Genomic DNA, 23,160 nt, shown 5'->3' with positions numbered 1-23,160 from the left:
AATGTCCGAGTTAAGCCGGGAACACGTTGATCGCTTCGAAAGAGCGGAACGTCGTGAAATCGAGAAGCTTCGTGCCGAGTTTGGCAGCGAGTCCATCTTGAAGATGGACAGCATTATCTTGCGCGACCTCTTGGCCAACCGAAAAGAGGCGCGCCTGAACGCCCTGCTTGGCCAAACCGAAACCGCCCAGCTTCCCCGGCATCGCGTGCTGGTCTCGCTGCGCAGCGGCAGGGCATCGCCGGATCGCCCGCCCCGTGCGTTCGACCGGCGCCAGCGCCGCCGTTCGATCATGCAACACCGACGCCATGGTGAAGACGTGGTGGGCAAAATCGCCCGAAGCTTTGAAGAGCGGGGGATTGAGGTCGAACGGTCGTTTTGGCTGACTCACAGTCTGGTTGTCCTTGCCGATGATCAGCGCCTTACGGATATCGCGGGGCGCGCCGATGTCATGAAGATGGTTCATTGCAAAAACCAGATCCTGATCGACCTGGATAACAGTCGTCCGCTGATCAATGCCGATGTCGTGGAAGCCAGCGGGATCAACGGTGCCGAAGTGGATGTTGCCGTTCTGGATACGGGCGTGGACCAGACACATCCCGAACTTGCCGGAAATTTCGGCACCCAACAGGATTTTACCGGCGAGGGGTTGGGCGACCTGAACGGGCACGGTACTCATTGTGCGGGTGTTGTCGCCAGCAATGGCGCGACGTTCCGTGGTGTCGCCACGGGGGCGGTTATCCACGACTACAAGCTGCTGGATCAGTTTGGCAGTGGGAACGCTCCAAACTGCGTTTCGGCAATCCAACAGGCCGTCGCGGACGGGATGGATGTTCTTTCCAATTCCTGGGGCTTTTCGCACAGAAACGGCAATTGGGTCGATCCGGACGGAACATGCGTTTTGTGTGTCGCCGCTGATGCGGCTTCGACCGCCGGGGTGACCTTTGTGGTGGCCGCGGGCAACGAGGGCAATGACAGTTGCGGCACCTATGACACGCGCATTCGCTGTCCGGGTATTGCGCAGAGCGTGATCACCGTCGGCGCAAGCGATGACAGCGACAACATGGCCGGTTTCTCCAGTCCCGGACCAACGCCGGATGGACGCGACAAACCGGATGTCACCGCCCCCGGCGTGGATATCGTGGCATCGCGATCGGCGACCGGCAATGACATGAATGGCGGCGCGACGGTGATAGATCCGCTTCATCTCGAGGCCAGCGGCACCTCGATGGCCTGCCCCCATGTCGCCGGGGTCGCGGCGCTGATGTTGCAGCGAAACCCGACACTGCTGCCGGCTGACATCAAGGCAGTTCTCATGGCCACCGCCGTCGATATCGGCGCACCGACCACGCAGCAGGGCGCCGGGCGTGTGGATGCTCGGGCGGCGGTCGGCTCGGTCTGATTTGGAAATTCTGGAACGGAGGATACGAACGTGGCAGACTATGAACAGCGGATGCAGCCGGAAGAGGGTGCAAAGGCAGTCGAAAAACTGGCCGAAGATGCTTTGGCGGGTTTCAAGGCGGACGCCAAGAAGGAATATGCTGAACTGGTCAAGCAGTACGAGGGCGCCAGTGCAACGGTTGGTGTTTTTGGTATGGGGTCGGTCGAAGTTTCGGTGATGAGCGGTGAAGTTCACATCAACCCGAGCCAAAAGCGCAAAGGGAAAGGCCGGGGCGTCGGCGCGATCTCACCGGAAGCTCTCGTGGCCATTTCCGAAGGCAGGATGACCGTAATGGACGCTTTCCACCGTGGTGAGATTGTTGTTCGCGCCGAGTCCGCAGCACTGCACGAGGGCTACGACAGTTTCATCAGGAACTCTGAAGCGGCGCTCAGGTCGAAGCGTTTGCAGAAGACGCTGGCGCAGTTCCGCAAGATTGCGGATGTCTGACTGGTTGCAGGACGAACAGATCCGGGCCACGATACCCCAGGTTGAAGCATTCATGTTGGATGCTGTCGCCTCGGACCAGCCGGGTTTTGAAGAGATAGCCCACTGGCTTATCGGCGCTGGCGGGAAACGGTTGCGGCCAATTCTTCTGCTGCTTACCGCGCGAAGCCTCGCCGACACAGAAGGCCGCAAGCGCGCAATTCAGGCGGCGGCGGCTGTCGAAATGATCCATGTGGCGTCGCTCTATCATGACGACGTCATGGACCGGGCCGAACTTCGGCGTGGAGCGGAAAGCGTGAACCGTCGCTGGTCTTCGCCCATCGCCAGCTTCGCCGGAACATTCATTCTGGCCCGTGCACTAAACCTGTTGGATTCCATCAGCCCCAAAGCCTCTGAGCTGGCTGGCAAACACTGTTCCGCGCTGTGTCTGGGGCAGTTGCGCGAAGCAGAAAACGCCTACAACGCCGATTGGACCATTGAAGAGCATCTTGAAATGCTCGAGGGCAAGACGGCCGAGCTGTTTGTTCTCGCCGCATCGCTGGGGGCGATGTTGGCAGACGTAAGTGATCAGGAACGAGACGCACTGATCACCTATTCAAAGTGCCTCGGCCTTGCATTTCAGCTGCGCGACGATGTTCTGGACTACATTGCAAGCAGCACCGAGCTTGGAAAGGGGTCCGCCTCTGATCTGCGCGAAGGGGCCTATACGATGCCGGTGCTCCTGTGCCTGGGTCAGAACGGTCAGGCCGCCGATGAATTGCGGGCCCGGTTGAGGTTGGCTGAAATGCAGGATGCGGATATTTCGCGCGCTGTAGAGATCATTCGCAATTCGGGTGCGGTCGAAGCTACGGAACAGTTGGCGCGGGACAAATCCGAAGCGGCCGTACAGGTCATCTCGGGGCTGGACGATCATGTGCTGCGCGCCTCGCTGGCAAACCTCGCCCGGCTCTCTGTGGAAAGGAGGGCCTGACATGGACGGTTTCGGCCCTCTTGCCGAGGATCTGCCGCTTGCGACACCTGCGGAAGCCGCCGCCGAGACATGGGACGCCATCATTGTCGGTGCGGGGCCCGGCGGCAGCGCTGCCGCCATTGAGCTGACGCGGAGAGGTCGAAAGGTCATTATGATCGACCGTGAGGATTTCCCTCGGGACAAAAGCTGTGGAGACGGGATCACCCGGTCCGGTATCTCTCAGCTGAAACGCCTCGGCATCCTGTCCGCGCTTACAGATCAACAGGAGGTCGAAGGCGTGCGTGTCCATATGCGCAACAAGGGCCACCGGGATTTTCTATACGAGGGCGAAGACGACTATGGGCTGGTTGTACCCCGTTTGATACTGGATGACTGTCTTTTGCGTCAGGCCCGCGCGGAAGGAGCGGCTTTCTTGCCGAAATGCCGTGCCGACGATCTGGTAACGGATGAAAGCGGGACTGTCACAGGTGTCACCGCTCGGATGCAGGATGGCACGACAGTGGTTCTGACCGGGTACATGGTCATCGCCGCAGACGGGGCCGCGTCTCGATTGGCGAAAGCAGCGGGATTGCGGGAAACACCGGAACAAGGCTATGGCACCGCGCTTCGCGGTTATGTCGATGGCTGCGGAGACACTCCGCCACTGCTGGAAATAATGCTGCCATTGACTGATGTTACGGACCGGTTCTTGTTGCCGTCCTATGGCTGGGCATTCCCAACGGGGAAGGGAACTGCAAATGTCGGTGTCGGGCTGTTCTGCAGGGCGTTTGACACCAATGTCAGGACATTGTTTGACCAATTTCTGGACGTGCTCCGAAAGGATTATCCGGAATATTCGGGCATTCAGTTGTCCGGTACGACCTTGGGTGCACCGCTGAGGTTCGATTTCGCACCGGAACGCGCCGCCCATTCAGGTCTGTTGCTGGTAGGGGACGCCGCCGGTCTTATCAGCCCGTTTACAGGCGAAGGAATTAGCTTTGCGCTGGAATCCGGTGTGCTTGCGGCGCAAACCACTGATCGATGTCTCCGCACAGGGGCAGGCCCTTGGGTGGCGGCAGACGACTATGCGCTTTTGTTGGGGGATCGCTTTGCCGGGTACTTCACGCTCGGGAACCGCGCAAGCCGCAGATACGAGTTCATCTGGCGCGTGTTGGACGATACGTTCGAAAGCGAAAAGCCGGTCCACAACATGCTGCGCCGCGCCGTTTTGGTGCCTGAAGGCACTGGCGGTGATGTGGAAAGCGCCATGTTGGATGACGTGTCGCCCCTTGTACGAGTGCCCGAGATGCCGCTTGGGGACGACCTGCGCGATGTGGGCGCACGCCTCAATCACATCGTGCGCACCGATTGGCCGTTTCTGACGCGCATGTCCTTCGCGGGCAAGCGGGCTGACATGGTTGCGTTTCGACCTTCGCTGTTGCTTTTGCTGACGTCCTATCTGGGTAATGTTGAGGCAAAAAGGCGTCGTGCCGCGGCCACGGCGATGGAACTTGCGTATCTGGGGTTTCTTGCCCAAAGCGGCATTCGAGGGATCGAGTCTGCGGCAGTAGCAGCCGACGCCAAGGCCAATTGGGGCGACAAGCTTGGGATACTCACAGGTGATTATCTTCTGGCGAAGGCGCATGAAGTCGGCGCACGGGACTGCCCGGATCTGGTGCCATCAATCCTGAGTGCCATGGCCTCGGCCTGTGAAGGCCGGGTGTCCGAGCTTCGGACCGCATGGCAACCGGATCTGGCGGTCGAAAAGCGCATCGCGCAGATGCGGCAATGCATGGCTGCATTCTTCCGACTGCCTTGTGAACTCGGTGCGATGCTTGCCGAACAAAACGATCTGTCAGACGCCCTTCGCGACTATGGCGAGAATCTTGGCCTGGCTTACCTGCTGACCGAGGATGAACTGGCCCTGGACCGCCCCCCGGGCAGCACCCCATTTGCGTCAGACCTCTCGAGCGGCCTGTTCAGCGTGCCTGTTCTCGAGGCAGCCCAGCGGCAAACCGGGGGCGCGGCAGTCCGTGCTTTCCTCAGTCACCGCGACCCTGCGCGGTTTTTGGCAGAGCTTTCTCCGGCCGCGCGCCATATAAAGAGGCAGAAATTGCCTGAAGAATACCGCGATCAGGCAATAGCAGCGCTAAGCCCCGTGCCACGGGGCGGCGTAGCAAAATCGCTTTCGGCGCTTGCAGGTTACGCGGTAAGTCGACACGTCCCAAAACGCCGCGTGCTGTAAAAGTGCGATCCAGGTTCAGTGGTGTCCCGCTGTAGGTCAAAAGCGCAACCGTTCGCGTTGCCTTGCCCCATGCGCCGGGTGCTTCATTCGGGGGCAGGGGGGGTATGTGTGGACAGCCCATGTTTCGGGCGGACGGTTCAGGTTCCAACCCGCTGCCGTGAGCATGCCGCTTAGGACGATTTCCACCCGTGGCTCAATTTGGTTCGATAATGTCGACACAGCGCCTCGTGGATGACCGCCTCTTCCGCGGCGGTTCCCCAGTGGAGGATCCGGTTGATGGACATATGAGCGAGGCTTCCCAGAACGTCGGCCAAGCTGCTTCCCAACCGGCCATCCTGTTCTTCTCGCTGAAGGCGTCCAAGATCCGGATGAAGCCTGGCCGCACGTGCGTTCCAGCGCGATGGCCGCGAATGAATGCCTTTGCCCACCCCGAGCTCACTCAGAACAACACACGCACTTTTCCATTCCTTTCCAATAGCACGACGCGCAATCCGGCACGACGCCGGGCCGCCGCCGTAGTTTTGCGAACAGCGCTCGGAGATCGCCAGCCGAACACCTGTAGGCAATTCCAAATCTTCGAACAGGGCGTCGATACTGGCGGCTGACGCCATCCACCGTCTGGACCGGCTGATCTTCGGATCGTTGAGCACATCAAGCGCAGTGATCGAGTCGGCGCCGAATATCCTCTCGCATGCGCCGAGCCCCAGTTCTCCGCCGTAGCGCGCCGTTTCAGGCAGGTATTCGTCAACAAGAAACCTGTCCACCAATCCACCGGCCGTTTTCTGCAAGTGAACAAGCACCCGGTTCCTCAGAACTCTCTCATGATCGTTTGAAAACTTGATGCGGAGGCGCAGTTCAAGCTCCGGGTCTGCATATCTTACGAAGAACCAGTTCTCGATCAGATTGCGTTTCTGCCACAGCACCAACCTGTTCGATTGCAGTTTCAGGAACTGTTCCAGCTTCATGGCATCCCCGAAAAGCCGCAGATACAACCATGACCCAGCCTCTTCAGTGCCGTGCCCCAGCGGTTGCCATGCGGTCGGGTTGGCATCGTATTCGACAAAGGGCGTATCAACTGGCTTTGCTGGGGCATAAACCAGTTCAGAGGCCAATCGACCATGCGACGAGTCGATCCACCAATCCTTGGGCGTTGGAAGGTACTCGCAGATCGAAAGCGGCCCTCTTTTCAACGTCTTGATCAGGTTCGCAGTGGAAAAGGGGTTGTCCAGATCCCATGGCGTGGCCATGTCGCTGGCCTCATCCGTAGGGGCCACGTATCGCGGCAATTCCAGTTTTTGTCGGTTGGCTTCCAGCCAGAATTCCGCTTTGCCCGACCTGACCACCTGTGTCGGGATGCAAAGACGCCACCGTTGCGGCGCAAGGACCACATTTCCAGCACAGACCCTGGGCAGCCAGTTCCGATTGCTTTGCGATTGCCACGACCAGATCACCGACGGTTGCCGCATGTGCATGGCGATGTCGATGAGCAGAAGATAGACAGCCGGCGCCCCGGGAGGGCTTTGGTGGGCAGCGTGCAGTTGTGGAATGACCTCGACGCCTTGGCTGCCCCAGAACAGTCGGAACCGACTGCCATCGTGGCGAATCCACAGATCGTGCAGCGGAATCCTCAGTTCGGGCGGTAACCCGCTGTCGCCGAGGATCTCGATGACATACCGGGAAAGGCTGGCGCGTCTGAGGATGTTTGATGACCGGGGGTCCGTGGCGCACAGGATGTCTGCTTCGACAATTGTCGAATCCTCTTCACGCGTGGGGCTGTGTTGCATCAACGCGTCTGCGATCAACTGATTTCGCCTTGAGAAACGGCCGAAAATCGCCTTGGGTCCGCCCGGGAAAATACCTTCGGGATAGGCCGTCCAGACGGGGTTGTGCCCTACACTGCGTCCTACTTTGCTTAGAAGAACGCCATCCTGGATGGCGAAAGGGGTCTGGTCCGTGTTGCGGGCATGCAGGATCTCGATATCCTGCGCGCAAAGCACCCACTTGTGCGCGTCCCAATCGGGTTCCAGCGGAAATTCCTGAAGGTTTTGCCTAGGGGCATCACTTGACGACCCCGTACCTGTAACGAAATCCATCCGCAGCGGCATGCCGAGATATGCAAGCCCGCTTTCGGCATCCACGGCCTGACCCAGCAACACGGCGCGGTCACCGTAACGGTCAAGGAAACGCCGTTCAAATTCCAGAAAACGGTTTGGCTTTGGCACGCGAAAGCCGATCTTCTCCAAAATGTTCCATGCGTCGGTCAGTGCCTGCACCGCGCGCAGTGGTGTTCCCAACGTGCCGACGCAATGCGCATCGACATGCAGAAAATCACCTCTCCAACCCGGGGCGAAAGAGTCAGCTGTTCGCCTCAGTTGCTTTAACGCGATCATCGAAGGAGTTTCACGCGCGGCATCAAGATCATGCCCGAGCGCCGCCAAACCTCTCTTTTGGCGGGCGGTCATATCTCTTTCCAGCCGCTTCAGGGTTCTGGCCGTTGCGTCATGTCCCAGAAGTATTGGGTCTTTCCGTGGTATCAGAGCCTCGGACCGACAGAGATCCGAGATCGTCACGGCAGATTTGAAAGATCGGTCTCTAAGGGCCGTTTCCAGATCGGAAATCGGTACGGAATCGACATCAAAGATGAACTCTGCCAGATCGGAATCCGCCGCTGCAATGATCTGTTCGTGGTTCCAGGGGCCGTCGAGATCACCGTTGGTTATCCAGTGCAGAACGTCCTGTTCCCACCAGGCCGATGGATTGCACCTCACCCTTGTGCTTTGCGTTTCGGCGAGTCCGGCGGCAATATGGGACAAAAACCCACAGTCCAGATCCATATCCAGATGGTGGTCGGCCACGGTGACGATGCCCTTGCCTGCAACAGGTACTGCCGTGCCCACTGCCGCGAATGCGCCGAACGGCGTCGGGCGAAAACACATTCTGTAAACAAACCGATACAATGTGCCGAGGACTGCGGGGGAGAGGCCTTCGCCTTTCTCGAGTTCCCGCATGACCTTCGAAAAGAAACCGGGTCGTGCAATGAACAGCGACACGGCAAAGGCCGGATCGCGAATTAAATCTGAAGCACGCTTTTCCAGATCCTTTTTTCGGGTGCTTTTTGTGACTCCGCCAAGATCGTGCTGCGGTGAACGCGTACTAACACGAATTCCGAGGAACGGACGAGAGTTGTGCGGTTCTGGTCGGGACGGACAGTGTGCACTCTCTTCAACATCCAGCCCCATGAACTTCAGATATCCGAGGTAACCCGTGTCCCTTAGGGCAAGCAGTGCCAACAAAACGCCGCTCGACCCGGTCAAAAGATCCGTCGATTGAAACGTCTTCCAGCCTGCGCCGATCGCGGGAAGCCCGTCCGGGCTCAATTCCCGTTCAACGAGGGACAAAAGCCGTTCGGCGTGCTTTTCGATCAGGGGATCGACGTCCGCGTTGGGAAAAAGCGATCGAATGGCAAGGGCCATCACGACAATTCCGGCATCGCCATGGCACAGCCCGCCGTCATTGATACCTGTCTCACGAATAGGTCTGTCGACGCAGGATACCAGAACTCGCGATGCGACATCGTGTATTTCGTCCTTCATACCCACCAGCCTCGCCGCCGCGAGCGCGGTGTATATGATACCTAGATCGCCATAACACCACGCAAGACGTGACGGTACCTCCCACGCATGACTGAGCGCTGACATGCAGGGAAAGCAGGATGACAGGCCGCTGTCTGAAAACGCGCCCCGGTGCGAAAGGAGAAACAGGACCGCGTCTTTGAGGTCTTCGATGTGTCGCGGTGTGAACGCGTGCCGCCGACCCAGGCGAGCCAGAGCCAGAACGGCGCCAGGAGAACCATGCGCCAGCCCCATGTTGACGAGGTACCGCGTTGTTTTCAGGGGGCCGGTCTCGTCTTCCGGAGAGGAAAAAGGTTCTGTCCACGCAAGCCCCCGTTCTGTGCGTGCCGAGTGCCTCCAAAGCTCCTCGGCTAAACGCAGGCACAGCGACTTTCCCCCAAGACGGGCCGTCCGGGATTTCGGTTCGCACAAAAATACGGATATACCCGCAAGACCGGACACGTGATCGAAATGCCCCATCCAGGGGGCTTCGAGAAGGCGTTGCGCAACCGAACGCAGGGCACGGTCAAGCGCCAGTTGCGCTTCGGGATCGTTTGGATTGGCGTCCAGAGCATGACAGGCCAGCAACCCAAGGCCGGCGCGGCCTTCGAACAGTGAAACAGGGGCTCCGCGCAGGTCTCGGTCGCAAGCCCAGATGGTCGCAAGGCGACGTGACGCGGCGGATCGCACGCGAACATCCTTCAGAAACTTGTCTGCCGCCAGCAATGCCATCGCCTCTCCGGCGACGGCGCTTCCCAGTCCGATAGCATCAGTTCTGATCGGGGCCGCCACAATCGACCCTGCAATGGACTGTATTGCCGCTTCAATCCGCGTTGATGAAATAGACATTGAACAAAATAAATTCTCCGCCACGCGAGATTTACCATTCAGCAGGCGTTTGGATGGCACCCTTTGCTGCTGGCACGGATGCTGCACCAATTCTTGCAGCAATTTTTGGCCCAGCTGAACGTGCGGCGCGTCGGGGCCCCAACGCTGCCGGCGTCAACGAAGCCGAAGGCAGGACCGGTGGACGTGGGATTGAAGCCAGAAGAATGATCCCCCAACTCGCCCAGGGATTCGATGGATGTCAAAAGCGCGTCCACGCGATGTTCGACGGTTTCCAGCCTGTCTTCCGGGCCTGGTTCCATGACGCGCATCAACTGGTCGAGGCGCTGCTCGATCGCGGTCAGCCTGTCATCGACAGACCGGCATTCCGGATCTGTCTTTTCGCTTTCGGTGTAATCGTGTTCTTTGCGATTGTCGTTTTCGTCAGCACTCATTTCTCTCTCCGGAATCTGAGGTGGTCGAATAGTCGACTTGGGACCGCCTGGGGAAAAACGTGTCGTTCAAATATCAACTCCGATGGAATCGGAGGGTCTTTGTAATGAGAGATTTCAATAATAGACGAAAAGGACCATTTTGTCATGAAGCCGTCAGAACAGCGCGCGGATACCTTGATGGCATTGCCCGCGATGCATGAGCCGGTTTCAGGCAGGCGAACCGGCGCGGTCCGCCTTGCCGACGGTTCCGTGCGTCAGCCGTTGTCCGCTTCTTTCAGCCCCTCGATCTGCAAATCGAACCCGGCCTGAATATGGGCGGTAAAGGTTTCCAGTGCTTCTGTCACGTCTCCGGTTTCAATCGCGTCGACAAGCGCCTGATGATCACCCAGAGACTGTGAGATATCGACATTTTCGATTGCGGAAAACAGGTGAAAGGCCATGGCCTTGCCCCAGATCATGTCAAACATGTCCAGCAGGAACTTGTTTCCCGCTTCAACCATGAAGGCGCGGTGAATGCGCCGATTGGCAATGAAATAGTCGCGCGTCGTAGGGTTGGTCAGGTTTTCTTCACGACGAATCAGCGCGCGCAAACCCTCCAGAACCGCGGGGTCTGCGTGGGCCGCAAGAATCCGGGCGGCCTGACCTTCGATTGCGGCGCGGGCCTGATACAGCTGCCGGACTTCGGCTTGATCCATGCGGGCCAGCCGGAAACCACCGCTTGCGGCGACTTCCAGAACACCTTCGGTTTCCAGCCGCATCAAAGCCTCGCGAACCGGGGTGCGGCTGATGTTCAGTTCCGCTGCCAGCTTTTCCTGAACCAATCGGTCTTCGGCAGAGATTTCGCGGCTCATTATGGCTTCGACCAACTGATCATAAACCTCGTCCGCCAGCCGTCTGCGCTGTGTTTTTATCTGTTTCAGAGCCACTCGGAGCCTCTCTTTCCGTGTTTTGTGAATTCTGTATTCAAAAAAGCATCTGGTGCCAAGGCGAATGGGCTTGCTATTGTCCGTGTACTGTATACAGTATACAAACACAGTTGAACAGGGAGCTTTTCATGTGTGGAATCGCTGGAAGGATTCTTACCGCACCCGGGCAGGTCGGGGCGGACCTGGTAGACCTGATGGATGCGCAGGAACACCGTGGCGCAGACAGCACCGGGTTTGCAGTTTTTGGACCGCCACGAGACACCGGATATGTTTTACGAGGGATGGGATTTGACAAATCCCGGCAGGATGCTGACCTGAATGCGTTTGAGGCGGTGTTGAAGGATCACGGCTCTTGCTTTTTGTCCGATCCGAAGATCGTAACCGATGAGAACCGGCATTATTGCTTTCGCGCGGAAATCTCGGACCCGACTGATTTGCAGGCCTGGGTGCGGGATGCAGATGAGCTGACGGACCGGTTCGAAGTGCAGTCCTGCGGCCGCAGTCTTGAGATCATCAAGGACATCGGCGGCGCCGAAGCGGTTGCCGAAAAGCATGGCGTGCGCGACATCATCGGCACCCATGGTCTTGGCCACGCGCGGCTTGCGACGGAAAGCTCGGTTCTGCCCAACGCTTCACACCCGTTCTGGGCGCGGCCGTTTTCGGATGTGGCGATCGTGCATAACGGCCAGATCACCGATTATTTCACATGGCGCGACAAGTTGAGCCGAAAGGGCTATCGCTTTCTGACCGAGAATGACAGCGAGTTGATTGCGGTCTGGGTCAGTGACCAGATGAAAGCGGGTCTGACGATGGAACAGGCGCTGAAGAAGTCGATTACCTCTATCGACGGAGTATTCACCTACATGATCGCAACGCCGGACGGGATCGGATTTGCCAAGGATCGGTTCGCGATGAAGCCGTTGGTTGTGGTCAATCGCAATGGCGATCTGGCTGCCGCGACCGAAGAACAGGCGGTGCGTCGCGTGATGGCCGAAGAATGCGACGTGATCAACTATGATGGCCCGTCGCTGACCGGCATCTGGGGCGTCGGCAACCGGAGCCTGGCAGCATGAGCGAGGTAGCAAGACAAATGGATGAAATCGTCATCGAAGTCGGCAAGCGGCATATTCGTGAGGTGAACAGGGATATCATGGCAGCCTGCGCATCAGGACGGCCGATCCGGGTTGTCGATACGCTGTCGCGACACAATCTGGGCGTGGGCCTGCCGGACAATGTGGACATCACTTTCGAAGGTTCGGTGGGGTACTATTGCGGCGGTCTGAACACTGGCGCCAACATCTCTATCGAACGCAATTGCGGGTGGGCCGTGGGCGAAGGGATGGCCAAGGGTCACATCACTGTCGGTGGCTATGCGGGCATGTCCTGCGGGGCGGCGATGATTGGCGGCACCATTCATGTCAAAGGTGATGCCGGGCCGCGTGTCGGTGTTGCCATGAAGGGCGGCAACATCGTGGTCGAGGGCAAGATCGGATACCAATCCGGTTTCATGGCGCATGCGGGACGCATCATTGCGCTGGGCGGTGCGGGTGAATCCTGTGCGGACGCTTTGTGGCAAGGCGAGGTTTGGGTCGCAGGCGAAGTTGACAGCCTGGGTGTGGACGTCTCGGTGATCGAACCCACTGCCGAAGAGGTGGCCGAGGTCGATGCGATCCTTGACCCTCTGGGGCTTGTCGACAGCTCTCGTAACTGGCGCAAAATGGTCTCTGGCCAGCGCCTTTGGTATTTTGAAAGCAGGGACGCAAGCGCATGGCTCATGATCTGAGTAAACCCTATGACTACCCGTTCGAGGTCGCGTCAGAGGAAGAAATACGGTTTCGCGACGCAGGTGCGGTCGATGGACGACCGGCTGGTGTGCCTTCGTCTTATGATGAAGGGGGATCAACCCGCTGGACGCCCGAAGCGATATCGGAAGTTCACGCATTGGCGCAGCTTGGGCGGTATCAGGTGCGTGGCTACAACACGTTCAACAAGCAGTTGCCGACATTCGACGATCTGACATTTGTCCCGGCGACGATGACCCGCCTTCCGCTGGAAGGATACCGCGAGAGCTGCGATACGACGACGGTTCTTGGCGGCGGGCGCGGATTGGTGGAACGGCCACTGGAACTGAAAATCCCGATCTATATCGCATCGATGTCTTTCGGTGCGCTCTCGGCCTCGGCCAAGGCGTCGCTGGGTTATGGTGCCTCGAAGGTGGGCACCATGACCTGCACCGGCGAAGGCGGCATGCTGGAAGAGGAGCGCGAAGCCTCCCAACGCCTGCTCTACCAGATGTCGCCTGCCCGCTATGGGGTCGATCTGGATCACCTGCGCCGCGCCGATGCGCTTGAACTGGTGGTCGGGCAGGGGGCCAAACCGGGCACCGGCGGTCTGCTGCTGGGAATGAAGGTCAGCCCGCGGGTCAGCGAAATGCGCACTTTGCCTGAAGGGGTCGATCAGCGATCCACCATCCGGCACCCCGATTTCCTTGGGGCTGACGATCTGGCCGTCAAAATCGAGGAATTGCGCATCGCCACGAACTATCAGGTGCCAATCTTTATCAAGATGGGGGCCACGCGGCCGCGGTTCGACGTGGCCGTGGCTGCAAAGGCGGGCGCGGATGTGGTCGTGGTGGACGGGGCCGAGGGCGGCACCGGTGCGTCACCCGAGTTGCTGCTGAATCACACGGGCATACCGACCATGAGTGCCATACGCGCGGCACGCGAAGCGCTGGATGAGTGCGGGATGAGCGGCAAGGTCTCGCTTGTCGCCGCGGGCGGGATCCGATCAGGTGTGGACGCGGCCAAATGTCTGGCGCTTGGGGCGGATGCAGTCATGATCGGGAATGCCGCGATGGTCGCGCTGGGATGCAACACTCCCAGATATCTGGACGATTACCAGGCGCTGGGAACATCGCCGGGGGCGTGCCATCACTGCCATACGGGCCGTTGCCCGGTTGGGATCGCAACGCAGGATCCTGACCTTGAGGCGCGTATGAACCCGCATGCAGGTGCAGAGCGCGTCGCGCGGTATCTGACCGCGATGACAATGGAGATCACGGCGCTTGCCAAGGCCTGCGGCAAATCTTCGGTGCACAATCTGGAAACCGAAGATCTGCGCGCGCTCAGTTTTCAGGCCTCGGCCTTTACCGGCGTCAAGATGGCGGGCATCGACCGGGCCTTCGACTGGTGAGGATCGCGCTTCTTGAGTTGACCCTTCATCCATTGCCGCTGCTTGAGGGGCTGCCGCGTACGGCCCAGCAGATCCGCGCATGGCTTGAACCACATCTGCCCGAAGCCCGATTTTCCACGGTGGATGTGGTTGATGGCGAGGCATTGCCTCAGCTCGGGGATTTTGATGGGGTTGTTGTCGGAGGGTCCGAATTCGGCGTCTACGATGACACGAAGTGGATGCGGCCCCTTCGCGATTTCCTGGAGTTGTGCCGGGACCATGCCAAGCCGGTCTTCGGCATCTGCTTTGGTCATCAGATCATGGCGGATGTCTATGGCGGCAAAGCCGAGAAAGCCGAGATCGGCAATGTCGTCGGCGCACGAGGCTTCGACTATGGTGGAACCAGCGTAGATGCCTTTGTCTGGCATCAGGATCAGGTCACGCAGGTTCCGCCTTCGGCGCAGGTGACAGGGTCGGCGGATCACTGCCCGGTAGGGGCCTTGGATTATGATTTCCCGGCCCGTTCCGTGCAATTCCATCCCGAATACCGGGCAAGCCATCTGCGTGAATTGTTCGTGCGCGGGAGCGACGTGTTCCTTGCACCGCAAAAGGCGGATGAGGGGCTGGCCTCGATTGAGATGGCACATGTGCCGAAGGATCTGGCCGCCGCGCAGGCGGTTGACTTGTTTCGCAATGCCTGCGGTCGGCCGTAAAACCTGAAAACCCGCTTGATCCTGATCAATTCCGGCTTTGAAACACTGTGTATACTGTATCCATAACGTGGTGGAGGAGGCCGCGATATGTCGGGATACACAGATTTCTTTCAGAAAATAGCGCGCATCGTCAGCTCACCTCGGGATGAAAACCTGAGTGACAGAGAGCTTTCAGACCTTGGCTTGTCCCGCGCGGATCTGGCCATGTTGCGATCGGGCGCACCACAGGCACGAGAGCGTATACTCGCCATGGCCGGACAATTCGGACTGACCGAGGCAGACCTGAACGCGCACCCCGAGCTGGGGTTGGAACTGGCGGAAAAATGCGGGCACTGCCTTCAGGCCGAAACCTGCCGTGACGCGATCCGGGCGGGCGCGCGACTTCCCCAGGGCAAATGCCCAAATGCTGGAATTTATCGCGCCCTCCTGGATGGTTAGCGTCCACTGGGGCTTTCCTTCGGGCTCAGCTTTCTGCGGCCGCTGATCTTGAACCGGTCCGCGGTTCCAAAATCCTTCAGCCCAACGCCTGCTGCAAATTCTGCAAACACCGGGGCGTGCTTGAACAAATGGCCAGAGCATCCGCCGGCGAACAGCACGTTTTCATGCTCGGGGTGCCAGTCGACAATGAAATGTGTATCCGGGGTCAGAATGATCTGGTTGAACTTGGAATCCACAACCCTTTGCCCCTCTAAACCGGGAAGCCGGTGGCGGATATAGCTGCGTGTGCGGCCCAGTGTTTCCTGGCGGATCAGCCGTTCATCATTGTCCAGATCGATCTTGTCCGGGATGACAACCGCCGCCTTTACGCCGGAGCCTTCGGACGACGGCAGACCAAATGACCCTTGCCCGTGATCGATCCAGCAGGGCATCCGGCTCATGTCGAAATCTTCCGACCCGTCGGGTGTTGAGGTGTAGAGGACATTAACGCCAACCACGGTCGAGATCGGCTTGATCGATCTGGGAAACATGTCAGCCATCCATGGGCCAGTCGCCATGATGATCAGATCAGCCTCGAGCGGTTTGCCGTCAAGCATCGGACGTTCCGATCCATCCGTGGTGACGCGACCACGTTGTACTTTGCCTCCTGCCTTTCGGAACAGATCCAAACCGGTCAGAACGCATCGATGCGCCATCAGCATTCCGGCTTCGGGTTCGAACAGCGCGTATTCGATGTCGGTGACCTTGAACTGAGGGAACCGCGATTCGATATCCGACCGACCGAATTTGTAATAGGGCACCCCGACCCGGTCGAAAGTTTGTGCGGTTGCGTCTTCCCAGTCGCAATGCCCCGCCGTCGCCAGAATCAAGGCGCCGCATTCATACATCAGGTTCTGGCCGCTTTCGGCTTGCAGCTCCAGCCAGCGCAGGCGGCTTTCGCGCGCCCAGCGTGTATAGAACTCGTCCCGCCCGGATATGGCGCGAATCACCCGGTTGTAATCTGTTGAAGATGCACGGGAATGTCCCGGCTCCCACCTGTCGATCAATGTCACGGCCTCGCCGCGCCGTTGCAGTGTAAGCGCCGTCATGACGCCGACTATGCCGCCTCCGACAACGATGACCGAGCTTTTGGACATGGCGCAGATTTTCCTTGTTTCCTGACTGGCTTTGTGAATACTGTATACAGAATACAACAATTATAAAGCTAAAAACAGGGAGCACGCGCAAATGAGTTCGGGGTTTGATCTGCCCGAGGGCACACATACCGTCATTCTTGGTGTCGGGGATCTCAACGGCATCATGCGTGGCAAGCGCATTCCGGCCAGCCATTGGGATCATGTCTGCAAAAGCGGCAATGCTCTGTCGATTGCACTGCTGGCGATCGATATGACCTGCGACGTCTGGGATACGCCTTACGTCAATTTCGACAATGGCTATCCCGACATGCATGTCTTTCCGATGACAAAGCCTGTTGCTGTCCCGTGGGAACCGGGCGTGGCCGTCTGTTTTGGCCGCGCTGAGGGCATGGATCACAAACCTGTGCCGATCGATCCGCGCCAGGCTTTGGTGCGGCAGGTGGACCGGGCCCGCGACATGGGGTTCGAGGTGAATGTCGGCACGGAACTGGAGTTCTATCTGCTGGACCCGGAAACCGGCCAGCCCCGCGACACGGGCATCCAGGTCTATGGCCTGGGCCGCGCCGCCCGGATGGAACACATCGTTGGCCCGATCCGTCAGCAGATCAACGAATGTGGCATTCCCATCGAACAGTCGAACCCGGAATATGCGGCCGGCCAGATCGAGGTCAACATTCGCTATGGTGAAGCTTTGGCAGCTGCGGATCGTGTCGTTCTGTTCAAATCCCTGATCCGCCAGTTGGGGATCGCGCACGACTATCTGGCGACTTTCATGCCCAAGCCGTTTTTTGATCAATCGGGCAACGGGTTTCATACGCATTACTCGTTGTGGAAAGACGGTAAAAACGCCTTTGCCGACAACGGCAAGATCAACGGCACCGGAAAATCCTTCATCGCAGGTCTGCAAAAGCGCATGTGCGAGACGGCGATTTGCGGCAGCGGCACGGTCAACGGATACCGCCGTCGCCAGCCCTATACGTTCTGCCCGATCAACACGAGCTGGGGCTATGACAACCGTACGGTTGGTATCCGGGTCATCGAAGGCTCGGACAGTGCCGTGCGGGTGGAAAAGCGCGATGCCGGTGCAGACGCCAACCCGTATCTGTTGCTTGCGGCCGAGATTGCCGCCGGGCTTGACGGGATCGAACAGGGTCTGTCCCCTTCGGAGCCGACGACGGGCAACGGGTATGAAGAAGGGATCGGAGATCCAATTCCAACCGATTTGCCAACCGCCATCGATCTGGCGCGCGGGTCGGAATGGCTGCGCGATGTCATGGGTGAAATGCAGTGGGAACTGGTCCTGCAACAGGCCGAGCGAGAGCTGGAATTCTTCAATCAACAGGTCACACAGGTCGAACTGGACCGCTACCTGAGGGCGTTCTGATGCACTTGGGCAAGGTCGCTGGAACTGTCACGGCAACTGCCAAGGACGCCAGGCTGGTCGGAGCAAAGCTGCTGGTGACGGATCTGGTCGACAGCAAGGGCAGCCTGATCGATCCCGCGCGGGTTGCGGTCGATACCTGCGGCGCTGGGGTCGGGGATACGGTGCTGGTTGTCAGCGGGTCTGCGGCCCGCATGGCGGCCGGGTTGTCCACGGCCCCTGTGGACATGGCCATCATCGCGGTGATCGACCGCGTCTCGACGACCTGAATCACAATACGCGAAACATCTATTTTTGGAGGAACAGAAAATGGCGAAACCAGTGGCGGGGCAGATGGCCCTGGGCATGATCGAAACACGCGGCTTGGTCGGCGCGATTGAAGCCGCCGATGCGATGGTCAAGGCAGCCAGCGTTGCCATCGTGGGTCAGACCAAAGCTGGCGGCGGGTTGGTGACGACCCTTGTGCGCGGTGAGGTCGGCGCGGTCAAAGCCGCCACCGATGCAGGCGCGACAGCGGCCAACAAGGTGGGCGAGGTGGTCTCGGTTCACGTGATCGCGCGGCCGCATGACGAGCTTGAGGCAATCATCGACGGGCTGGGTGCCGGGTCGTCGGCCTGATCAACCCCTTTGAGGAGGTACCATGTCAGCCGGTTTCGAGGATTTCACGCGCGCGGTGACACGTGGCGCGACACGGGATGCACCTGTTGCCCAAAGGTTTGAGCGCATTGCAGTATTGGGTGGCGGCCCGGATGCCCGTCTTCTGGCAGCGCTGTGTCTGGCGGAAGGGGCTGAGGTTACACTGTTTTCGGCCTATGGGGCGGAACTGTCACTGCTTGCCCAATCCTCGGGAATCGGCATTCGCGGCGAAGGGCCTGTGGGCACGTATCAGGTGGATCGCGACGGGCCTTCGATCCGCACCACGGCAGAGTTGGATGCAGCAGTGCGGGACGCACAGGCGATCTTTCTGACCGGGCCGATCCACAAACAGCGCACCTATGCGATGGTGCTGGCCGATCATCTGCACGATGGGCAGGTTCTTGTTTTGGCGCCCGGTCGCTCTTTGGGCGCGGTCGAAGCGGTCTGGATGCTGCGAATAGGCGGCTGCACTGCCGACGTCACTCTGGTCGAGGCGCAGGGCCTGCCATACTGGTACCAGGCCGAAGGTGCGGGCCTGACCCTGACGCAGGCGGCACCGATGGCTGCTGCGACATTGCCCCGAGGCCGCGCGGACGTTCTTGAAGCGCTGCAACCCTATCTTTCGAACATCCAGCCGCTGGATTCGGTTCTGGCCTCAGGCTTTGCCGATCTTTCCGCAGCGGTCGAGATTCCGGCGTTGATCCTTGGTGGCGCGGGGCTGGGGGCCGGTGGACCGGATGTGCCGATGGGCGGGGTGCCGCTGGAAGGCAACCGGACATTCTCTGCGCTCATAGGGCCGGAACAGCATGAGGTGATCCACGGGTTGGCTGGCGAAAGGCGGCAGGTCGCTAAGGCCTTTGGCGTTCGAAACCTGCCCGAGACCGATGACTGGATCGCGACCTATGCTGGCGCCGAGCGGGGGGCGGGCGCGCGTCCGGTCCCGGATCGGCAGGCCGCGCGCCAATTGATGCGCGACGGCGTCTTGGGATCATTGGTGCCCCTTGTTTCCGCCGCAAAGCTCGCAGGTTTGACTGCGCCTCTGACGGAAAGCCTGATCTGCATGACGGATCGCATCCTGGGCGCTGACGTGGCCGCGTCCGGGCGCAGGCTGGAAACCATCGGAATTTCCGCAGGCGATGTCGATCAGGCCCGCCGTATCTTTGACACCATTGCCACCGGAGCCTCGTGATGGACGCTGATCTGAAATCCATCGCCGCCGCACGGCGCGCTGCTGAAACGGCTTTCGAAGCCTATCGCGCCTTTCTCGGTACCGACCCGACACAGGTGGATGCCATCGTCGATGCCATGGCTAGGGCGATCGAACCTGAAGCCGAACGTTTGGGGCAATTGGCGGTCGAGGAAACCGGGTACGGCAACGTAGCAGACAAGCGGGTCAAGAATCTGTTTAACGCCTTGTCGGTCGCCGATTACCTGCGGGATGTCACGACGCTGGGTCTGCTGTGGCGGGACGATGCGACAAAGATCGCGGCTTTCGGAGAGCCGATGGGTGTGGTCGCGGCGCTTATCCCGGTGACAAATCCGACCTCCACGATCATCTACAAGGTTCTGTCTGCGGTGAAGGCGGGAAATGCCGTCGTCTGTGCCCCGCATCCGCGCGGCGTGGAATGCGGGAAGGAAACCGTCCGCATCATGGCGCGCGTTGCCGAACAGATGGGCGCGCCCAAAGGGTTGATACAATGCCTGGACGCCGTGACCATTCAGGGCACCGCCGAGTTGATGAAGCATCGCCGCACGTCGGTTGTCATGGCGACAGGTGGCCCTGCCATGGTCAAGGCTGCCTATTCCAGCGGCAAACCGACGCTTGCGGTCGGGGCGGGGAACGTGCCGTGTTACGTGCACAAGTCCAAGGCGCGCGATCTGTCCGAAGTTGCCGAGATGATTGTGACGTCAAAAAGCTTCGACTATGGCACGGCTTGTGTCAGTGAACAGGCCGTGGTCGCCGATCCTGAAATTGCACGCGATCTGCGCCATGAACTGAAACTCAAAGGCGCTTATTTCTGTACCCCGGCCGAGGCCGATCGGCTGGCTCGGGTCATCTTCAAGGGTGTTCAGGCAATGGATCCCGAACGCGTCGGCCAAAGCCCTCAGGCGCTGGCCGATGCTGCGGGGTTCTCGATTCCGCCGCGCACGCGCTGCCTGGTGTCGGAAGAGACCGAAGTGGGGTGGCAACGCCCGCTTTCGGCTGAAAAGCTGAACCCGGTGCTGGCCTTTTACGAGGCGAAGTCCACCGATCACGGCATCGAACTGGCGCAATCCATTGCCAAATTCGAAGGTTGGGGACATTCCTCGGTCATCCATGCCGATGACCCCGAGGTAGTCGCTCGGTTTTCCACCGTGCCCACGGGGCGGGTCCTGGTGAATACGCCGGGGATCATGGGCGGCATGGGGTATTCCACCGACCTTGAACCATCCTTTATGCTGGGTACCGGTACGTGGTCGGGGTCGATCACCTCGGACAACGTCACCGCCCTGCATCTCATCAACATCAAGCGGGTCGCGTATGAAAGCAGACCCTGGCGCGACATTTACGAGGAGTATGGCGCATGAGCGAGATCACGATCCGGGCGCTGATGCAGATCGACAACCTGCAACCGAAATTCGCCGCCTACAACGGCGCGACGGTGCAAGGGTCAGTGCCTTTGTCCGGTGACACCGTGCTGATCGGAGAGTTCGCGCCGGGCAATGGTGTATTCTCGCTGATCGACCGGGCGCTCAAGGCGTCCTCGGTCGAAGCGACGACGCAGATGGTCGAGCGCGAGTTCGGATTCTTCATCCTCCGCTCGCCTTCAAACGCCGAAGTGTCCGCTGCACGGGACGCGATGCTGGCCGAACTTGGGGCTTCCATGACGGATCGATTGAAGCCTGCCATCAGTTCCACGCAAATCATCACAAGTGTCGAGCCCTATCAGGCGCAGCTTTTGAACAAATGGCGCAAGGGCGCATTGATCGTGCCGGGGCAGACGTTGGGGATCGTGGAATGCGCGCCGGCCGCCTATATCTCGATTGCCGCGAATGAGGCCGAAAAGGCCGCCGAGATTGACATCGTCGAGGTGCGTGCGGTGGGGCGGTTTGGTCGCTTGTTCATCTCGGGGTCTGAAAATTCGGTCAAAACCGCCGTCGAGGCCGCGACGCGTGCAATCGAGGCGGTGGACGGGCAGGACGGCTGATGGCAACACCACGCGTCATAGGCTCGGATGCGGTCGAGGATGCGCGCCGTCGGGGCAGGATCGTATTCGAGGTTTTGCCGGGTGACATCGTGACGGCCCTTGCGCGTGAAACCGCAGAGCGTGTTGGTATCTCCTTGGTGGATGGCCCGCTCGAGCGACCGAAACCGCCGCGTACGGATGGTGCTGTTTCCATGCGCCGGGTGCTGTATCGCCGTTCACCCAAATGGGTTGCCCCTTCGCGTGCGCCGCGCAAAGCCCGCAGGCTGGGCAAACTTGCCTTGATCGGGGCGGGGGGTGTTGGCGGCAATATCGCGCATCTGGCGGCAATGGCGGACATGGCGGATGAAATCGCGCTGATCGACATCACTCCGGGTTTGGCGGCTTCGACTGCGCTGGACCTAAATCATACGTCCGGGATCACCGGTGCGCGGGCCCGATGTGTCGGTGGCGAAGCGATGGATCTGGTGGCCGAGGCGGATGTGGTCGTCGTCACGGCCGGACGAGCCCGCCGTCCGGGCATGACACGTGCCGATCTGATCGATGTGAATGCCCGCGTGATCCGTCAGTCGGCCGAAGCGATCCGGTCAGCCGCACCAAATGCCATCGTGATCGTGGTGACCAACCCGCTGGACGAAATGACGGTCGAGATGCTGCGTGCAACAGGTTTCCCCCGCGAACAGGTTTTGGGTATGGCAGGAACGCTGGACAGCAGCCGGTTTCGCAACGCGCTGGCAATGGCTGCGGGTGTCACGCCTGCGGACGTCGAAGCCTTCACGCTTGGCAGTCATGGGGACGAAATGGCCCCGATCCCCAGCCGCGCCAGGATCAAAGGCCGTCCGCTGGATGTATTTCTGTCCCGCGAACAGATCGAAGCCTGTGTTCAGGATGCGATCACCGGGGGCGGTCAGGTGGTCGCGCTTCGGAAATCAGGTTCTGCAACGATAGCTCCGGCTCATGCCTCGATCGAATTGATTGATCACATTCGGGGCGCGCGTACAGGCCCGGTTCCGGTTTCGGTCATGCTGCACGGGGAATACGGCATCGACGGTGTCGTGCTGGGCGTGCCAGCCCATCTGGGTGCAGGCGGATTGGTTGAGGTCGAGGAGTTGCGGTTAACCGCCGAAGAAAACGCGGCATTGCAAAACGCGGCCGAAGCGATCCGGGTGAGGCTGGGCCTGTGACCCTGCGTTTTTGGAAATCCGGCGGACGGTTTGAAGAGGTGGCCTCGTACTCTCGGGCCAAGCGCATCGGCCCCTTTGTCTGGGTTGCCGGAACAACGGCCATCGAGCCGACGGGCCGCATCCACGCGCCCGGGGACGTTGGTGCGCAGACCTTTTACATCCTGTCTCGCATCGATGACGCACTGAAAGAGGTTGGCGCCGAACTGCGACATGTGGGGCGGGTTCGCGCCTATCTGACCGATCTCTCCCAAGCGGGCGCGTTCGCGCAGGCGCATGGCGAAGTTTTTAAGGGGATCGATCCGGTTCTGACGGCTGTTCAGGCTGGGCTGACTCAGCCGGGGCTGATGGTGGAAATCGACGTGGATGCCGTGATCCACCATGAAAACGGCGAAATCAGCGGATTCTGAACATGAGTCTTCAAGA

Annotated in this window: 21 protein-coding genes; 17 read left to right on the top strand and 4 right to left on the bottom strand. The window is 59.8% G+C overall.

The features are described from left to right. Position 1 precedes the first annotated feature (1 nt). From I9184_RS07735 to I9184_RS07720, 4 genes are read left to right on the top strand one after another with little or no spacing between them, the layout of a single operon-like run. Complete coding sequence (locus tag I9184_RS07735) at positions 2 to 1,399, top strand: S8 family serine peptidase (RefSeq protein ID WP_209833547.1); 1,398 nt, start codon at positions 2 to 4, stop codon at positions 1,397 to 1,399. Positions 1,400 to 1,429: 30 nt separating this feature from the next. Further along, positions 1,430 to 1,885, top strand: coding sequence for a hypothetical protein (locus I9184_RS07730; RefSeq protein ID WP_171633556.1), 456 nt, complete (start codon positions 1,430 to 1,432; stop codon positions 1,883 to 1,885). Further along, positions 1,878 to 2,852, top strand: coding sequence for a polyprenyl synthetase family protein (locus tag I9184_RS07725; RefSeq protein ID WP_209833546.1), 975 nt, complete (start codon positions 1,878 to 1,880; stop codon positions 2,850 to 2,852). Before I9184_RS07730 ends, I9184_RS07725 begins: the two co-directional genes overlap by 8 nt. Position 2,853: 1 nt before the next feature. Next, positions 2,854 to 5,076: a geranylgeranyl reductase family protein gene (locus tag I9184_RS07720; protein ID WP_209833544.1), complete on the top strand. Its 2,223-nt coding sequence runs from the start codon at positions 2,854 to 2,856 to the stop codon at positions 5,074 to 5,076. Positions 5,077 to 5,246: 170 nt separating this feature from the next. Here the strand turns inward: I9184_RS07720 and I9184_RS07715 are convergent, their stop codons facing one another. The 3 genes from I9184_RS07715 to I9184_RS07705 form a co-directional block, all read right to left on the bottom strand. Then, entirely contained in the window at positions 5,247 to 9,536 is a 4,290-nt protein-coding gene (locus tag I9184_RS07715) for a thiopeptide-type bacteriocin biosynthesis protein (RefSeq protein ID WP_209833542.1), read from the bottom strand. A gap of 38 nt (positions 9,537 to 9,574) precedes the next feature. Beyond that, entirely contained in the window at positions 9,575 to 9,967 is a 393-nt protein-coding gene (locus I9184_RS07710; RefSeq protein ID WP_171723560.1) for a hypothetical protein, read from the bottom strand. A 254-nt stretch (positions 9,968 to 10,221) separates the two neighbouring features. Then, the gene (locus I9184_RS07705) at positions 10,222 to 10,893 is read right to left on the bottom strand and encodes a GntR family transcriptional regulator (protein WP_171633543.1); all 672 of its coding nucleotides are present in this window, start codon (positions 10,891 to 10,893) and stop codon (positions 10,222 to 10,224) included. A gap of 128 nt (positions 10,894 to 11,021) precedes the next feature. Between I9184_RS07705 and I9184_RS07700 the strand changes: the two genes are divergently transcribed. The 5 genes from I9184_RS07700 to I9184_RS07680 all read left to right on the top strand — a co-directional run bounded on the left by I9184_RS07700 (position 11,022) and on the right by I9184_RS07680 (position 15,215). Next, on the top strand, positions 11,022 to 11,966 hold the full coding sequence (locus I9184_RS07700; protein ID WP_209833540.1) for a glutamine amidotransferase: 945 nt from the start codon (positions 11,022 to 11,024) through the stop codon (positions 11,964 to 11,966). Beyond that, a complete protein-coding gene (locus I9184_RS07695; protein ID WP_152457491.1) occupies positions 11,963 to 12,676 on the top strand; it encodes a glutamate synthase in 714 nt (237 codons plus the stop codon). The genes I9184_RS07700 and I9184_RS07695 overlap by 4 nt, the downstream gene beginning before the upstream one ends. Beyond that, positions 12,661 to 14,085 (top strand): FMN-binding glutamate synthase family protein, encoded by a 1,425-nt coding sequence (locus I9184_RS07690; RefSeq protein ID WP_152457492.1) that lies wholly within the window; start codon positions 12,661 to 12,663, stop codon positions 14,083 to 14,085. The genes I9184_RS07695 and I9184_RS07690 overlap by 16 nt, the downstream gene beginning before the upstream one ends. Further along, positions 14,082 to 14,777, top strand: a complete 696-nt coding sequence (locus tag I9184_RS07685) for a type 1 glutamine amidotransferase (protein ID WP_209833538.1) — start codon at positions 14,082 to 14,084, stop codon at positions 14,775 to 14,777. Before I9184_RS07690 ends, I9184_RS07685 begins: the two co-directional genes overlap by 4 nt. A gap of 87 nt (positions 14,778 to 14,864) precedes the next feature. Next, positions 14,865 to 15,215, top strand: coding sequence for a DUF1127 domain-containing protein (locus I9184_RS07680; RefSeq protein ID WP_171633536.1), 351 nt, complete (start codon positions 14,865 to 14,867; stop codon positions 15,213 to 15,215). On the opposite strand, the gene I9184_RS07675 is transcribed toward I9184_RS07680, so the two are convergent. Next, a complete protein-coding gene (locus I9184_RS07675) occupies positions 15,212 to 16,351 on the bottom strand; it encodes an FAD-dependent oxidoreductase (protein WP_171723557.1) in 1,140 nt (379 codons plus the stop codon). The genes I9184_RS07680 and I9184_RS07675 overlap by 4 nt on opposite strands. A gap of 91 nt (positions 16,352 to 16,442) precedes the next feature. Between I9184_RS07675 and I9184_RS07670 the strand changes: the two genes are divergently transcribed. The 8 genes from I9184_RS07670 to I9184_RS07635 are packed head-to-tail and all read left to right on the top strand — an operon-like array spanning position 16,443 to position 23,144. After that, the gene (locus tag I9184_RS07670; protein WP_171723556.1) at positions 16,443 to 17,735 is read left to right on the top strand and encodes a glutamine synthetase family protein; all 1,293 of its coding nucleotides are present in this window, start codon (positions 16,443 to 16,445) and stop codon (positions 17,733 to 17,735) included. Beyond that, entirely contained in the window at positions 17,735 to 18,001 is a 267-nt protein-coding gene (locus I9184_RS07665) for a EutN/CcmL family microcompartment protein (protein ID WP_152457497.1), read from the top strand. Before I9184_RS07670 ends, I9184_RS07665 begins: the two co-directional genes overlap by 1 nt. A gap of 40 nt (positions 18,002 to 18,041) precedes the next feature. Further along, entirely contained in the window at positions 18,042 to 18,350 is a 309-nt protein-coding gene (locus I9184_RS07660) for a BMC domain-containing protein (RefSeq protein ID WP_117869464.1), read from the top strand. A 22-nt stretch (positions 18,351 to 18,372) separates the two neighbouring features. Next, positions 18,373 to 19,557: a hypothetical protein gene (locus tag I9184_RS07655; protein ID WP_209833536.1), complete on the top strand. Its 1,185-nt coding sequence runs from the start codon at positions 18,373 to 18,375 to the stop codon at positions 19,555 to 19,557. Beyond that, on the top strand, positions 19,557 to 20,936 hold the full coding sequence (locus tag I9184_RS07650; RefSeq protein ID WP_209833535.1) for an aldehyde dehydrogenase family protein: 1,380 nt from the start codon (positions 19,557 to 19,559) through the stop codon (positions 20,934 to 20,936). Before I9184_RS07655 ends, I9184_RS07650 begins: the two co-directional genes overlap by 1 nt. Further along, positions 20,933 to 21,556, top strand: coding sequence for a BMC domain-containing protein (locus tag I9184_RS07645; RefSeq protein WP_152457501.1), 624 nt, complete (start codon positions 20,933 to 20,935; stop codon positions 21,554 to 21,556). Before I9184_RS07650 ends, I9184_RS07645 begins: the two co-directional genes overlap by 4 nt. Then, entirely contained in the window at positions 21,556 to 22,737 is a 1,182-nt protein-coding gene (locus tag I9184_RS07640; protein ID WP_209833533.1) for a malate dehydrogenase, read from the top strand. Before I9184_RS07645 ends, I9184_RS07640 begins: the two co-directional genes overlap by 1 nt. Beyond that, positions 22,734 to 23,144 (top strand): Rid family hydrolase, encoded by a 411-nt coding sequence (locus I9184_RS07635; RefSeq protein ID WP_171633517.1) that lies wholly within the window; start codon positions 22,734 to 22,736, stop codon positions 23,142 to 23,144. The genes I9184_RS07640 and I9184_RS07635 overlap by 4 nt, the downstream gene beginning before the upstream one ends. Positions 23,145 to 23,160: the final 16 nt, after the last annotated feature.

The sequence above is a fragment of the Ruegeria sp. HKCCE3926 genome (genome assembly GCF_017872515.1).
Taxonomy (GTDB): domain Bacteria; phylum Pseudomonadota; class Alphaproteobacteria; order Rhodobacterales; family Rhodobacteraceae; genus Ruegeria.
Note: the sequence above shows the minus strand (reverse complement) of the source record. Positions and strands in the feature narration are given on the sequence as shown.

Bases quoted from the DNA above. Each gene is read 5' to 3' on its own strand.
- I9184_RS07735 (WP_209833547.1), top strand. From the start codon at position 2: ATGTCCGAGTTAAGCCGGGAACACGTTGATCGCTTCGAAAGAGCGGAA.
- I9184_RS07725 (WP_209833546.1), top strand. From the start codon at position 1,878: ATGTCTGACTGGTTGCAGGACGAACAGATCCGGGCCACGATACCCCAG.
- I9184_RS07720 (WP_209833544.1), top strand. From the start codon at position 2,854: ATGGACGGTTTCGGCCCTCTTGCCGAGGATCTGCCGCTTGCGACACCT.
- I9184_RS07715 (WP_209833542.1), bottom strand. From the start codon at position 9,536: ATGTCTATTTCATCAACGCGGATTGAAGCGGCAATACAGTCCATTGCA.
- I9184_RS07710 (WP_171723560.1), bottom strand. From the start codon at position 9,967: ATGAGTGCTGACGAAAACGACAATCGCAAAGAACACGATTACACCGAA.
- I9184_RS07700 (WP_209833540.1), top strand. From the start codon at position 11,022: ATGTGTGGAATCGCTGGAAGGATTCTTACCGCACCCGGGCAGGTCGGG.
- I9184_RS07695 (WP_152457491.1), top strand. From the start codon at position 11,963: ATGAGCGAGGTAGCAAGACAAATGGATGAAATCGTCATCGAAGTCGGC.
- I9184_RS07690 (WP_152457492.1), top strand. From the start codon at position 12,661: ATGGCTCATGATCTGAGTAAACCCTATGACTACCCGTTCGAGGTCGCG.
- I9184_RS07680 (WP_171633536.1), top strand. From the start codon at position 14,865: ATGTCGGGATACACAGATTTCTTTCAGAAAATAGCGCGCATCGTCAGC.
- I9184_RS07675 (WP_171723557.1), bottom strand. From the start codon at position 16,351: ATGTCCAAAAGCTCGGTCATCGTTGTCGGAGGCGGCATAGTCGGCGTC.
- I9184_RS07670 (WP_171723556.1), top strand. From the start codon at position 16,443: ATGAGTTCGGGGTTTGATCTGCCCGAGGGCACACATACCGTCATTCTT.
- I9184_RS07665 (WP_152457497.1), top strand. From the start codon at position 17,735: ATGCACTTGGGCAAGGTCGCTGGAACTGTCACGGCAACTGCCAAGGAC.
- I9184_RS07660 (WP_117869464.1), top strand. From the start codon at position 18,042: ATGGCGAAACCAGTGGCGGGGCAGATGGCCCTGGGCATGATCGAAACA.
- I9184_RS07655 (WP_209833536.1), top strand. From the start codon at position 18,373: ATGTCAGCCGGTTTCGAGGATTTCACGCGCGCGGTGACACGTGGCGCG.
- I9184_RS07650 (WP_209833535.1), top strand. From the start codon at position 19,557: ATGGACGCTGATCTGAAATCCATCGCCGCCGCACGGCGCGCTGCTGAA.
- I9184_RS07645 (WP_152457501.1), top strand. From the start codon at position 20,933: ATGAGCGAGATCACGATCCGGGCGCTGATGCAGATCGACAACCTGCAA.
- I9184_RS07640 (WP_209833533.1), top strand. From the start codon at position 21,556: ATGGCAACACCACGCGTCATAGGCTCGGATGCGGTCGAGGATGCGCGC.